The sequence below is a fragment of the Mitsuaria sp. WAJ17 genome (assembly GCF_014174515.1).
Classification (GTDB): domain Bacteria; phylum Pseudomonadota; class Gammaproteobacteria; order Burkholderiales; family Burkholderiaceae_C; genus Roseateles_B.
In genome coordinates this window covers 269,701-282,561 of record NZ_JACJUG010000002.1, presented here as the reverse complement: position 1 = coordinate 282,561, position 12,861 = coordinate 269,701, and the positions used below count along the sequence as shown (strand labels likewise).

14 protein-coding genes are annotated in these 12,861 nt (G+C 69.4%); 8 read left to right on the top strand and 6 right to left on the bottom strand.

The window, feature by feature from the left end:
- Positions 1–76: 76 nt before the first annotated feature.
- Positions 77–403, bottom strand: coding sequence for a rhodanese-like domain-containing protein (locus H5407_RS02865; protein ID WP_183102895.1), 327 nt, complete (start codon positions 401–403; stop codon positions 77–79).
- Positions 404–451: 48 nt separating this feature from the next.
- Positions 452–787: a helix-turn-helix transcriptional regulator gene (locus tag H5407_RS02860; protein WP_183102954.1), complete on the bottom strand. Its 336-nt coding sequence runs from the start codon at positions 785–787 to the stop codon at positions 452–454.
- Positions 788–1,001: 214 nt separating this feature from the next.
- On the opposite strand from H5407_RS02860, the gene H5407_RS02855 reads away from it, so the two are divergent.
- The 6 genes from H5407_RS02855 to H5407_RS02830 are packed head-to-tail and all read left to right on the top strand — an operon-like array spanning position 1,002 to position 6,727.
- On the top strand, positions 1,002–2,078 hold the full coding sequence (locus H5407_RS02855) for an efflux RND transporter periplasmic adaptor subunit (protein ID WP_183102894.1): 1,077 nt from the start codon (positions 1,002–1,004) through the stop codon (positions 2,076–2,078).
- Between the two features lie 21 nt (positions 2,079–2,099).
- Positions 2,100–5,381 carry an efflux RND transporter permease subunit gene (locus H5407_RS02850; RefSeq protein ID WP_183102953.1) on the top strand — a complete coding sequence of 1,094 codons (3,282 nt, stop codon included), beginning with the start codon at positions 2,100–2,102 and terminating at the stop codon, positions 5,379–5,381.
- Between the two features lies 1 nt (position 5,382).
- Positions 5,383–5,592: a DUF2892 domain-containing protein gene (locus tag H5407_RS02845; RefSeq protein WP_183102893.1), complete on the top strand. Its 210-nt coding sequence runs from the start codon at positions 5,383–5,385 to the stop codon at positions 5,590–5,592.
- Between the two features lie 15 nt (positions 5,593–5,607).
- Positions 5,608–6,042, top strand: a complete 435-nt coding sequence (gene trxC, locus H5407_RS02840) for a thioredoxin TrxC (protein ID WP_183102892.1) — start codon at positions 5,608–5,610, stop codon at positions 6,040–6,042.
- Positions 6,042–6,509, top strand: a complete 468-nt coding sequence (locus H5407_RS02835; RefSeq protein WP_183102891.1) for an OsmC family protein — start codon at positions 6,042–6,044, stop codon at positions 6,507–6,509. Before trxC ends, H5407_RS02835 begins: the two co-directional genes overlap by 1 nt.
- 20 nt (positions 6,510–6,529) lie before the next feature.
- Positions 6,530–6,727 (top strand): DUF2892 domain-containing protein, encoded by a 198-nt coding sequence (locus tag H5407_RS02830; protein ID WP_183102890.1) that lies wholly within the window; start codon positions 6,530–6,532, stop codon positions 6,725–6,727.
- A 28-nt stretch (positions 6,728–6,755) separates the two neighbouring features.
- On the opposite strand, the gene H5407_RS02825 is transcribed toward H5407_RS02830, so the two are convergent.
- A complete protein-coding gene (locus H5407_RS02825) occupies positions 6,756–7,532 on the bottom strand; it encodes a TlpA disulfide reductase family protein (RefSeq protein ID WP_183102889.1) in 777 nt (258 codons plus the stop codon).
- Positions 7,533–7,703: 171 nt separating this feature from the next.
- Between H5407_RS02825 and H5407_RS02820 the strand changes: the two genes are divergently transcribed.
- Positions 7,704–8,183, top strand: a complete 480-nt coding sequence (locus tag H5407_RS02820; RefSeq protein WP_183102888.1) for a thioesterase family protein — start codon at positions 7,704–7,706, stop codon at positions 8,181–8,183.
- Between the two features lie 21 nt (positions 8,184–8,204).
- On the opposite strand, the gene H5407_RS02815 is transcribed toward H5407_RS02820, so the two are convergent.
- Positions 8,205–9,698, bottom strand: a complete 1,494-nt coding sequence (locus H5407_RS02815; protein ID WP_183102887.1) for a sensor domain-containing diguanylate cyclase — start codon at positions 9,696–9,698, stop codon at positions 8,205–8,207.
- A gap of 86 nt (positions 9,699–9,784) precedes the next feature.
- On the opposite strand from H5407_RS02815, the gene H5407_RS02810 reads away from it, so the two are divergent.
- Positions 9,785–10,855 (top strand): hypothetical protein, encoded by a 1,071-nt coding sequence (locus H5407_RS02810; protein WP_183102886.1) that lies wholly within the window; start codon positions 9,785–9,787, stop codon positions 10,853–10,855.
- On the opposite strand, the gene H5407_RS02805 is transcribed toward H5407_RS02810, so the two are convergent.
- Together H5407_RS02805 and H5407_RS02800 are read right to left on the bottom strand one after the other, a co-directional pair.
- Complete coding sequence (locus H5407_RS02805; RefSeq protein WP_183102885.1) at positions 10,839–11,465, bottom strand: metalloregulator ArsR/SmtB family transcription factor; 627 nt, start codon at positions 11,463–11,465, stop codon at positions 10,839–10,841. The two genes, H5407_RS02810 and H5407_RS02805, sit on opposite strands and share 17 nt — an antisense overlap.
- Positions 11,462–12,745 (bottom strand): MFS transporter, encoded by a 1,284-nt coding sequence (locus H5407_RS02800; RefSeq protein WP_183102884.1) that lies wholly within the window; start codon positions 12,743–12,745, stop codon positions 11,462–11,464. The genes H5407_RS02805 and H5407_RS02800 overlap by 4 nt, the downstream gene beginning before the upstream one ends.
- Between the last annotated feature and the right edge of the window lie 116 nt (positions 12,746–12,861).

Sequence of the window (12,861 nt, the reverse complement as noted above, 5' to 3'; positions counted from 1 at the left end):
GTCAACGCCACAGGGAGAAGCCTTGATTTGCGGCAGATGCCGCGAATCAAGGCTGGGCGCCTTGTCGCGCTGGGCCTCAGGCGACCGCCACCGGCAGGCCATGGGCCATCCAGGCGGCCATGCCCCCTGCCAGGTTGCGCACCTTGCTGTGGCCGTGGTGCAGGAGGTAGCCCATGGCCTGCTGGCTGCGCCCCCCGGCCGCGCAGGCCAGGACCAGCTCGGCATCGCGCGGCAGCTCGTGGTGGCGGCGCTCCAGCTCGCTCAGGGGCATGGGGATGCAGCGTTGCACGGCGTAGGCCAGGCGGGCTCTCTCGTGGGGCTCGCGCACATCCACCAGCCAGGCCCCCTGGTGCAGGGCCTCCAGGGCGGATCGGGGATCGAGGTGCAGCGGGGGCTTGTTCATGTCGGTGCATTCCTTGCGTGGTCAAGCAGGACAAATGGAAGGAAGCGCTCAAGGCCTGAGGACGCTGGCGCCAGCCTTGGCGATGCGCGCGTGCTGGCGGGCCAGTTGGCCGCAGACGAGGTCACACAGCGCATAGACCGAGGGGTCGGCGATGCGGTAGTACACATGGGTGCCCCGGCCCTCGCGGTGCACCAGACCATGGTGCTGCAGCTGCGCCAGATGCCGCGAGATGTTGGCGGTGCTGCTGCCGCAAGCCCGGGCCAGATCGCCCACGCACTGCGGCTGCTCGCGCAGCAGATGGAGCACGCGCAGCCGGCTGGGCTCGGCCAGCAATTGGAAGAAGCCCGCCACCTGCGGCAGAGCGCTGTCTGGCAGGTTGCGAATGCCGCCAGGCTTCGCCGCATTGACCGGCGCCGGCAGCGGCGGGGATACATCGGGGGCAGGACGGGACTTGGGCATGACAGGCCGACCTCCGGCGGGCGCAGCAGCCATGGACCCATCCGGTCCACGCCGCCTGGATGGAACCATTTGACTATTTGCATGATTGCGCAAATAATAAATATAACACGACGCCCTGTCCAGCCCTCGACGCCCCACCATGCGCAAGATCCCTTCCCCCGCCCTTCTCCCGGTCGCAGCCCTGCTGATGCTGGCCCTGGCCGGCCTGCCAGACGGCCCAGCCCAGGCAGCCGAGATGGTCCTGCCCTCGCTCAGGACCTACACCGTGCAGGCAGGCAGCGGCGCGCAGAGCCAGTCCTTTGAGGCCCGCGTCGAAGCCATGCGCCAGACCACGCTGGCCGCCCAGGTGGCTGGTGCCGTGGTGGAGCTGCTGGTCAAGCCCGGAGACACCGTCAAGGCAGGCCAACTGCTGATGCGCCTGGACGCCCGCAGCGCCGACCAAAGTGCCCAGGCCAGCGAGGCTCAGACCCAGGTCGCGCGCGCCCAGTTGGAGCTGGCCCGGCGCGAGCTGGACCGCCAGCAACAACTCTTCAACCAGCGCTTCATCAGCCAGGCGGCCCTGGATCAGGCGGACGCCCAGTTCAAGGCCACGGCGGCCCAGGTGCAGGCCCAGTTGGCCCAGGCCGGCGCGGCGCGCAGCCAGAGCGCCTGGTTCCAGCTGCGTGCGCCCTTTGCCGGCGTGATCGCGGAGCTGCCCGTGGTGCAGGGCGATATGGCCCTGCCCGGCCGCAGTCTCGCCGTGCTCTACGACCCCTCAGCCCTGCGCGTCACGGCCCATGTGCCGCAGGCCCAGGCACAAGCCGCCCAGGCCGCGGGCAACGCCGTCCTGCTCGACCTTCCCACCCTGGGCGTGCAAGGGCAGATCCCCAGTCGCGTGCAATGGCTGCCGACCGTGGACAGCAGCAGCGGCACCATGGAGCTGCGGGCCGAGCTGCCCGCCACCCTGAAGGGCCTGGTGCCCGGCCAGTTCGCGCGCATCCGGCTGAGTGGCGCGGCTGAGGCTCCCGCCCTGGCAGCCCCCCTGCTGGTGCCGACCCAGGCCGTGGTGCGCCGTGCGGAAATGACCGGGCTCTATGTACTCAATGCCGAAGGCCGACCCCTGCTGCGCCAGGTGCGTCTGGGCGAAAGCCGCGGCAGCCAGATCGAGATCCTCAGCGGCCTGAAGGCCGGCGAGCGCGTGGCCCTGGAGCCGCAGGCTGCCGCCCGGCTGCGTTGAGCGGGAGTCCCCATGGATTCAATGGACAAGCCGGCACTGGGCGCCTCGGGGCGCATCGCGGCCTTCTTCCAGTCTGCCCACATCACCCCGTTGCTGGCCCTGGTGGCCCTGCTGTTGGGCGTCTTTGCTGTGCTGGTCACGCCACGCGAGGAGGAGCCGCAGATCAACGTCACCATGGCCAACGTGCTGGTGCCCTTCCCCGGCGCCTCGGTCAAGGACGTGGAGCAGATGGTGGCCAGTCCCGGCGAGCAGGTGCTCTCGCGGATGGCGGGGGTCGAGCATGTGATGTCGGTCTCCCGTCCCGGCCTCGCAGTGCTGACCGTGCAGTTCAAGGTCGGCGTGCCGCGCACCGAGGCCCTGGTGCGCCTGCATGACACCGTCAGCAGCCATGCCGACTGGCTGCCCGTCGGGCTCGGGGTGCAGCAGCCCCTGGTCAAGCCCAAGGGCATCGACGACGTGCCCATCGTCAGCTTCACCCTCTTCAGCACCCAGCCCGAGACGGGCGCCTACGATCTCGAGCGCGTGGCCCACAGCCTGGAGAACGAGCTCAAGCGCGTGCCCGGAACCCGTGACGTGGTGAGCCTGGGCGGCCCGGGCCGCGCCGTGCAGATCCACATCGACGCCGCGCGCCTGGCCAAGGCCGGGCTCAGCCTGGGCGAACTGCGCCAAGCCCTGCAGTCGGCCCAGATGGGACAGCCCGTTGGCGAGCTGCTGCAGGGCGGCCAGGCCATCGCGCTGGAGGCCGGCTCCTGGTTGTCCTCGGCCCGCGACCTGGAGGAGCTGGTGGTGGGCGTGCGCGAAGGCCGGCCCCTGTTCCTGCGTGAGGTGGCCCGCATCGTCGATGGCCCCCTGACGCCCAGCCGCTACGTATGGCACGGCACGGGCGGTGCGCCGCAGCCGCAAGGGGCGGCCTCCGAGCTGCGGGGCGAGCATCCGGCCATCACGATCGCCATTACCAAGAAGGCCGGCGAGAACGCCATCGACGTCGCCAATGCGCTGCGACACCGGGTGGAGGCGCTGCGCAACACCGTCATCCCCGCCGAGGTGCTGGTGCAGGAGACGCGCAACTACGGCGCCACCGCCAACGACAAGGCTCAGAAGCTGATCCAGAAGCTGCTCTTCGCCACTGCCTCGGTGGTGGGCCTGGTCTTCCTCGCCCTGGGCCGGCGCGAGGCCGCCATCGTGGGCGCGGCCGTGATCCTCACGCTGACCGTCACCCTCTTCGCCTCCTGGGCCTGGGGCTTCACTCTCAACCGGGTCTCGTTGTTCGCGCTGATCTTCTCGATCGGCATCCTGGTGGACGACGCCATCGTGGTGGTCGAGAACATCCACCGCCACCAGCAGATGCATCCGGGCCGCAGCCTGGCCCAGCTGATTCCGGGTGCCGTCGATGAGGTCGGCGGCCCCACCATCCTGGCCACGCTGACGGTGATCGCCGCCTTGCTGCCCATGGCCTTCGTCAGCGGGCTGATGGGGCCCTACATGGGGCCCATCCCCATCAACGCCAGCATGGGCATGCTGCTGTCACTGGCCATCGCCTTCGTGGTGACACCCTGGCTGGCCCGCCTGTGGATGAAGGCGCTGCCCGCCGATCATCCGGCGGATCCGGACGCATTGCAGGGGCTCTCCGCGAAGCTGGCGCCTCTCTTCACGCGGCTGTTCACGCCACTGCTGGACGCACAGCGCGGCGCCCGCAGCCGCCGACTGCTGGGCCTGGGCATCGCGGGGCTGATCGCGCTCTCGCTGGCCCTGCCCGCGGGAGGGCTGGTCATGCTCAAGATGCTGCCCTTCGACAACAAGTCCGAGCTCCAGCTGGTGGTGGACATGCCGGCGGGCACACCGGTGGAGCAGACGGCCGCGGTCATGCACGAGCTGGGCGCCTACCTGTCCACCGTGCCCGAGGTGCTGCACTACCAGGCCTATGCCGGCACGGCCTCGCCCATCAACTTCAACGGCCTGGTGCGCCAGTACGAGCTGCGCGCCGGTGGCGAGCTGGGCGACATCCAGGTCAATCTGGTCGACAAGCACCACCGCCAGGCGCAGAGCCATGCCATCGCCACCCGCCTGCGCCCGCCGCTGCAGGCCATCGCCCGGCGTTTTGGCGCCAACGTGAAAGTGGTGGAAGTGCCGCCGGGCCCGCCGGTACTGGCGCCGCTGGTGGCCGAGGTTTACGGCCCCGACGACGCCGGCCGCCAGCAGCTGGCACGCCAGGTGCGCCAGGTCTTCGAGCAGCAGACCGGCGTGGTGGACGTGGACGACAGCAGCATCGCCGCCGCCCCGCGCCAGCTGCTGCTGGTGCAGCGCGCCCGCGCCGCGCAGCTGGGCGTGAGCCAGGCCGCCATCGTCAGCACCCTGCGCACGGCCCAGGCCGGCGAGGCGGTGGTCTGGCTCCATGACCAGAGCAAGTACCCCGCCGCCGCCTGGCTGCAGCTGCCACCCGAGCAGCAAGGCAGCCTGGACGCCCTGCTCTCCCTGCGCGTGCGCTCGGCGCAGGGAGCGCTGGTGCCGCTGCGCGAGCTGGTGACGATCTCCGACAGCCTGCGCGAGCAACCCATCCATCACAAGGACCTGCTGCCGGTGAACTATGTGATGGGCGACATGGCCGGCCGCGTGGACAGCCCGCTCTACGGCATGTTCCAGATGCGCAGCGCCATCGCCAGCATCCAGGCGCCGGACGGCGCCGGGGTCGATGAGCACTTCATCCGACAGCCCGACGACGCCTACCGCGGCTACGCCCTCAAGTGGGACGGCGAGTGGCAGATCACCTATGAGACCTTCCGCGACATGGGTGCCGCCTACGCCGTGGGCCTGGTGCTGATCTACCTGCTGGTGGTGGCGCAGTTCGGCTCCTACCTGACGCCGCTGATCATCATGGCGCCCATCCCGCTGACCCTGATCGGCGTGATGCCAGGCCATGCCCTGCTGGGCGCACAGTTCACCGCCACCAGCATGATCGGCATGATCGCGCTGGCCGGCATCATCGTGCGCAACTCCATCCTGCTGGTGGATTTCATCAATCTTCAGGTCCGCGCCGGCATGCCCTTCGAGTCGGCCATCCTGCGCTCGGCCATCACCCGCGCCCAGCCCATCCTGCTGACGGGCCTGGCCGCCATGCTGGGCGCCTTTTTCATCCTGGACGACCCCATCTTCAACGGCCTGGCCATCTCGCTGATCTTTGGCATCCTGGTCTCGACCCTGCTGACGCTGATCGTCATCCCGACGCTCTATTTCATTGCCTACCGCCACCGCTTGCATCTGCTGCAGGCCGCGTCTTCAACACCCTCCCCCACTGAAGGAGACTGACATGACTTCCTGGCAAATCGTCCGCATCGCCGCCGGCTTCTTCGTCTTGATGTCCCTGGCCCTGGGTCTGCCCGGCAGCCCCGTGTTCCACTCGCAATGGTGGCTGGCCTTCACGGCCTTCGTCGGCCTGAATCTCCTGCAAAGCGGCTTCACCCGCTGGTGCATGATGGAGTCGATCCTGCGCAAGCTCGGCGTGCGCCCGGGCTGCTGAAGCAAGGAGCTGTCCATGCATCTGGTCTGTGCCCATTGCGGCGCGACGAACCGTGTCCCCGAGGAGCGCCTGCAGGACCAGCCGGTCTGCGGCCGCTGCGGGTCCGAGCTCGCACCGACGCATCCGCTGGCCCTGAGCGACGCGCTGTTCGCCGACTACATCACCAAAACCGAAGCCCCCGTGCTGGTGGACTTCTGGGCGGCCTGGTGCGGCCCCTGCCGCATGATGGCGCCGCAGTTCGAGGCGGCGGCAGCGCAGGCGCCCGGCGTGCGTTTCATCAAGGTGGATACGGAGGCCTGCCCGCAGACTGCAGCACGCCTGGGCATTCGCAGCATTCCCACCCTGGCGATGTTCCTGGGCGGCCGCGAGATCGCGCGCCAGAGCGGCGCCATGCCGGCCGCCGAACTGCTGCGCTGGATTCAATCCCATCTCCAGAAAGGACATCCCTGATGAGCGATGAACACGTTCGCGTCGATCTGGTCCAGCAGGCGGACTACCGCTGCGACACCCGCTTCGGCGGCGAAGTCCCCGCCCTGCTGACCGATGAACCGCCGCCCCTGGGCTCGGGCCTGGGCCCCTCGCCCGTGCAGCTGCTGTGCGCGGCGGTGGCCAACTGCCTCACGGACTCCCTGCTCTTCGCGCTGCGCAAGTACAAGCAGGCGCCGGAGCCGCTGCGCTGCAGCGTCGAGGCGCAGGTCGGCCGCAATGCCGAAGGCCGACTGCGGGTGCTGGCCATGCAGGCGCGGCTGCAGCTGGGTGTGCCCGCGGCGCAGCTCCTGCACCTGGATCGCGTGCTGAGCCAGTTCGAGGCCTTCTGCACCGTGACGCAGAGCGTGGGCCATGGCATCGCCATCACGACGGAAGTGCGGGACGCCGAGGGCGCCCTGCTGAAGCCAGCCACCCCTCTCGTGCATTGACCCCTCCGAGGAGAACTCTCATGCAAGCCAATGTCGGAAACCTGGACCGCGCGATGCGCGTCATCGCCGGCACCGTCCTGATTGCCGCCACCCTGATGGGCTTCATCGGCCTGTGGGGCTGGATCGGCGTGGTCTTCATCGCCACCGGCCTGCTGCGCTTCTGCCCGGCCTACCTGCCCTTGGGCATGAGCACCTGCAAGGCTCCGGACCGCAAGTGACAGGCCGCGCCTGATGCCGCCCTCGGGGTCAGGTTTTGCCTGAATCGCGGGCGATCTGCTCCTGTACCCAGTGCTGCAGCAGCTCGACGGGCTGCTGGCTGCGCTGCAGCTCATAGAGTGGGCCGATGCTCAGCACCTTGCCCCCGGGACTCAGCAGGGCGAAGGCCGGGAAGGAATTGATACCCAGCGACTGCAGGAAGGGCTTGGCCTGGGGATAGACCGGCCAGCGCAGGCCGTGGTCCTGCACAAAGCGGCGGCTGGTGGCTTCGTCGTCGAAGGTGACGGCGGCCAGGCGCAGTTCGGGCATGCGGGCCTGCAGGCCGTTCAAGGTGGGCACCTCCGCCACACAGGGCGCGCAGGTAGAGAAGTAGAAGCTCATCAGCGTGTAGCGGCCCTTGAGCGTGTCGGGCGTCAGCGCCGCCTGGTCCAGGGAACGCAAGGAAAAGTCCGGCACAGCCTCACCCGGCGCGACCTTGAAACGCATCGGCTCCGGGCGCTTGCCCGGCAGCTGCAGCTGCAGCGTCACTTCCTGCGCGCTCTTGGCGACGGCCAGGCCCAACTTGCCCTCCGCGCCCGCGAGGCGCTGGTAGAAGGCCTCGCGCGCCAGGCTGCGGCCTTCCTCGTCCCGGTAGCTGACCTTCGTCTGCGGAGACACGCCGAAGGCCGTCAGGAAGGCCGGCTCCTCGGCCGCCGACTGCAGCAGGCTCAGGCCTGCGGCCTGCGCCAGGTTCAAGCTGGCGCCGAAGGCCAAGGCCGCCAGCCATGCGGCCAAACGGACGGGAGGGAGATGTCGGGCGCTGATCATGGGCGCTAGTGTCATCCGCGGGTGGCGCCGCCATCTTAGGGCCCGCTTAAGCCCGGACCGCGCTGGAGGAACCTGCGGCAGGGCTCTGCCCTGTCGCCCTGTCGCCCTGGCGTCAATCTGCAGGGGAAGGCCCCAGGGCCGGGGCCGCGGCCACTCGGTTAGTGTTGCGGGATGATCAGCACCCCGCCCCGCACAGTCTTCGAGGCTGATTTCACCACCGCCCTCTGCCAGATCTTCGAGGAGCACATCAGCTTCAACAAGGTGCTGGGCCTGCGGGTCACCGGGCTGGAGGCGCAGGCTGCGGAGGCCGCTGTGGCCATGCGCCCCGAGCTGATCGGCCATTTCGCCCATCAACGCATGCACGGGGGGGTGATCTCGGCCACGCTGGACGCCTTGGGCGGCCTGGCCGTGATGGCCGCCATCGGCGACCGCCACCGCGAGGAGCCGCCGGCCACCCGCCTGCAGCGCTTCAACAAACTGGGCACCATCGACCTGCGGGTGGACTACCTGCGCCCCGCCATCGGCGAGCGCTTCCGGGCCCGTGCCGAGGTGCTGCGACTGGGCAGCCGCGTGGCCAGCACCCGCATGGAGTTCATGGATGACCAGGGCCGCCTCTTGAGCACGGGATCGGCGGCCTACATGGTGTCCTGAGCCAGGCCGCAGCAGCGGCGGTCAGGCGCGCCGATCATGCGCCCCGGCGGCGTAAAAGGCCTTTTTGTGTTCGTACATCATCGTGTCGGCGCGATGCACCGCGGCCTCGATGCGCTCGCCGCCGCGCCAGACGGCATGCCCCATGGACATCTCCAGCAGCGCCCCCGCATGGAACTGGTTGTTGAGCTCCAGCAGCTCCTCGACCTGGGCCTGCAATGCCTCCACGGCCGTTTCGTCGGCCCCGGGCATGAGCAGCACGAATTCGTCTCCGCCAACGCGTGAGGCCGTCATCGGCGCCTCCACCGCCTTGGCCAGCACCTCGCCGGCGCGGCGAAGCAGGGCATCGCCCGCGGCGTGGCCGGCCTCGTCGTTGAGGCGCTTGAGCCCGTTGACGTCCAGCAGCAGGATGCCCAGCGGTGCCAGGCCGCGGCGCTCCAGGCGGTTGATCTCGTCGCTGAAGAAGCTGCGGTTGCGCAGCTTGGTCAGGGCGTCGTGCTTGCCCAGGAACTCGAGGTAGGCTTCGGCCTTCTTGCGGGCGCTGATGTCAGTCAGCGAGACCTGCACCAGGGACCAGTCGTGCTCATGGCCCGGCAGAACGCTGAACTGCAGGTGCACATGCAGCAGCTCGCCGTCCAGGGTGTAGTTGACCGTCTCGCGCTGCTGGAAGATCTGGCCGTTCCACAGCTCGATCAGCTGCTCGGTGAAGGGGCGACGCATCTCGTCCCGGAAGACATCGCTGAGCCGTGCCACCAGGGTGGCCTGATCGGGCGAGCGGAACAGGCGCAGGGTCTGACGGTTGACGCGCAGCACGCGGATCTGGGCCATGCAGCGATCGACGAAATCCGGGTGCACGTCGGTGAAGGTGCGGAAGTCGGTGATGCCCTGCTCGCGGACCTCGTCCAGAAGGCGCTTGACGCCGCTGAAATCCTCCACCCACAGCGAGACGGGTGAATGCTCGAAGAGGCCGTTGGCATAGCGCTCGCTGGCCTGCAGCTCACGCTGGGCCTGCGCACGCGCCGTCACATCCTCCAGGGACAGCAGCACCCTCGACCAGTCCGTCTCATGCCCCGGCAGCACCCGCACAGCCAGGCGCACGTCCAGGCGGCGACCATCGAGGGTGTAGTTGACGGTCTGGCTCTCGTAGCTCAGCTCGCCACGCCACAGCCGCTCCAGATCCTGTACGTGGTGCCCCAGCATGTCGTCCCGGAAGACAGCGCCCAGACTGGCCAGCAGCTGGGCCTGATCTCGGGCGCCAAACAGGCTCAGGGTCTTGCGGTTGACACACAGCACGCGGATGCCTTCCGTGCACACCCGCAGGTCGGCAGGATGGCTCAGCAGGTGGGCGCGCAGATCGCTCACGCCCTCGGAGCGCAAGCGCTTGAACAGTTGGGCCAGGGCGCTGAAGTCTTCCAGCCAAAGAGACACCGGCGCCAGCTCGAAGAGTGCAAACCACTCGTGGGTGTCGGCGTGCCCGTTCGGGGCGGCACGGGCTTGGGCGGGCTTGTCGGCATGCATGGCTGGGTCTGGCATTAGGGTTCCCGCCCCAGTCTAGCGGTGAATCCCGGGAGCGAGGCGCCAAGGATTTGGCATAGAGTCCGGGCATGCAGTCCCCGCAGTACCCGCAGTACCCCGGAGCCGGCCCGGCCGAGCCCCCTCGCGCGGCCCCGGTCGCCCCCGCCAGTCCGGCTTCGGGCGAAGCCCTTCTGGCCCAGGCCATCCAGTCCTGGCAGACGGGCGACCTGTTGGGCAGCTGCCGCCAGGCCCTGGCGGCCGCCGTCGCGCTCAGCGGCGGCCCGACGTCCACCGCCCTGCCACATGCCCTGCGCCAGGCTGCCCTGGCCCTGTGCGAGTTCGGTCTGGCCGCCGAAGCGCTGCCCCTGGCCCGGGCCTCGGTGCACTACCTGGAGCGAGAGCAGCTGCATGAGCCACTTTCTGCCTGCCTGAGCTGCCTGGGCCATGTCCATGCGCGGCTGGGCGAGCTGGACCAGGCTGAGCTGCTGCACATGCGGGCCCTGTCCCTGGCTCGCGAATCCATCGACAGCGCCGATCGCATGCGGGCCTACACCAATCTGCTGGTCTCCATGGCCGCCGCCCACGAGCAGGCCCTGGACCGCGGCGACGAGGAAGGTCGGGTGATGGCCCGCCTCGCCCTGCGCCGCGCCGAGCGCCAGTTGGGTGGCGCCCGCTCCCTGGCCCAGGATGGCCGGCTGCATGCCGTCTTTCAGGGAGTACTGAAGCTGGCCGTGGCCCACCTGCTGGTGCTGCTGCATCGGCTGGACGAGGCCGAGGTCCTGCTGAACCAACTGCTGGCGCAATGGTCCGTCGATGACCGGACGCGCTACTGGCGCTGGTCTGCCGAGGAAACCCTGGCCGACCTGCTGAACCGCCGGGGCCGCCATGCCGAGGCCTGGCATCTGCTGGCCCTGCTGCTGGCCGAGCCCGATCTGCAGATCAATGTGCAGTTGCACGGCTCGGTGCTGCGCCAGGCCCTGCGCAGTCTGCGCGCCATGGACGGGCCGCAGACGCAGGCCCGCATCCGCGAGCTGGAGATGCAACGGCAGCAGTGGGAGCAGCGCTGCGCCCAGGCCGCAACACAGGCGCGCGAGGCGCTGGCCCAGGAGCTGCTGCAGCTGGATCCCTGGCTGCGTTCCGTGCTCAGGGGTGCGGACTGACGCGGTAGGCGCAGCGCCGCGCGCCCGCCAGTTGATGCTCGGTGCGCTGCACCTGCCCCCAGGGCGCCAGGCAGCGTTGGAACAGGGCCAGCTCCGAACGACAGAAGCCCTGGCAGGCCTGGGCCGCGGCGCAGATGGGGCAATGGTCCTCGATTAAAAGCCAGTCCGCCCCCATCCGCTCGACCCGCGCCATATAGCCCTCCCGCTCACGCTCGGCGGCCAGCGCCGCCAGGGCACTGCGCAGGGTGCGCTTGCCGGCCAGTGCAGCCTGGTAGCGGCGTTCGCTGTCCTGCTCGCGGGCGTCGATCAGGCGCTCCAGCGCGGGCTCGCCCAGCAGGCTGCGGATCTGCCGGATCAGCTGGACCGTGAGTTCGCCATGGCGGTCCGGAAACTCGGCATGGCCCGCAGCACTGAGCCGCCAGACCCTCCGCGGCCGGCCGACAGCGCCCGCCTCGTCCTGCCACTGCAGCAGGCCTTCGTCGGCCAGTTGCTGCAGCTGTTTGTGGGCGCCCATGGCGCTGAGGCCCAGGACCTCGGCCAGCCCGGCCGCCGTCTGTGGGCCGCCGCTCTTGAGCTGCTGTAGCAGGCGTTGGCGGGCTTCGGTCTTCATGCCTGGCCCTCTTGCCGGACTGCTCGCCGGTGCTCCGCCCGCGCCAGCGCCACCAGCTGCCAGGCCGCCAGCACACAGGTCAGACCGCCCAGGCCCATGATCCAGCGCGAGGACAGCAGGGCAAGACCTGACCCCAGCAGGGCCACCACCACATTGGCCAGGCAGAAGATGGTGGACAGCAGGCCCATCACCCGGCCCTGGCCATGGCTGGCGAAGCGCTCGGACATCCAGGCAGGCATGACGGCGTTGTAAAGCGCCAGCGGCAGGCCCAGGAAGGCGATCATGAGCAGGCCCGGCGTGGACGGCAGCACCGCCAGCAGGCTCAGCCCCAGGGCTGCGGCCAGGGCCAGCCAGGCGGCGTCGCGCAGCGGGTGCTGACGCCGCCCGCTGCCGAAGCGCCCTGCCATCACGCTGGCCAGGGTCATGGTGGCGCACTGGGCCGCAGTGACGTAGGCAATGCCGCGGCTGTCGAGCCCGGCCTGCTCCAGCATCCACAGCGGCGCGAATTCGTAGAGGGCCGTCACGCCCACGGTGTAGAGGAACTGCAGCAGCGCCAGGCGAGCCAGCACCGGGTCCTCGCGCAGCAGCCCCAGGGCCTGCTGCTCGCGCATGGACTGCAGCAGGCGCAAGGGCCCGGCCACTCGCTTGCCCGCGGGCACACCCGCCCCCAGGATCAGCAGGCAGGGCAGCATGGCCAGGCCGGCCAGCAGGAAGGGCACGGGCTCGCCCAGGCCCAGCGTCAGCCCGCCGGCCAGCGGCCCCAGCAGCCAGCCCGCGTAGAGACAGGCATTGAGCCATGCCAGGCCCCGGGTGCGGTCGATCTGGCCGTGCAGGTCGGCCACCAAGGCACGGGCCACGGCCACATTGCCCTCCGTGATGCCCGTCAGGAAGCGTGCCAGCACAAAAACCAGGAACCAGCGCTGGTGCAGGGCATAGGCCGTCAGCAGATAGCCCAGCAGCGTGGCCGTCAACGTGACGTTGAGGGTGGCACGGCGGCCGAAGCGGTCAGACAGCGGGCCGATGAAAAGGCTGCCCAGCAGGATGCCCAGCGGGTTGACTGCCAGGGCCAGGCCCATCAGCAGCTTGGGGTCGAGGCCCAGGAAGTGGGTGAAGGCATCCGGCGGACCATCGACAAAGATGGGGGCCAGGATGGGATAGGGCATGGACACGCCGACCGTGCTCATCAGGGCCAGTGCGCAGACAGCGCCCAACACCCAATAGGGATGGCGGATCTGCGAGGCTTCGGGCTGCGGAAGGGGCGAATTCAGTGCGGCGCTCATGGGGCGGGGACTGCTGCGCAGGGCTGTCGATTCGTCATGGCGGCATGATGCGGGCAGCGCTTCAATTAATCAACAAAACGTTTATTAACCACGCAAGCGCCGCTGACATCGGCAGG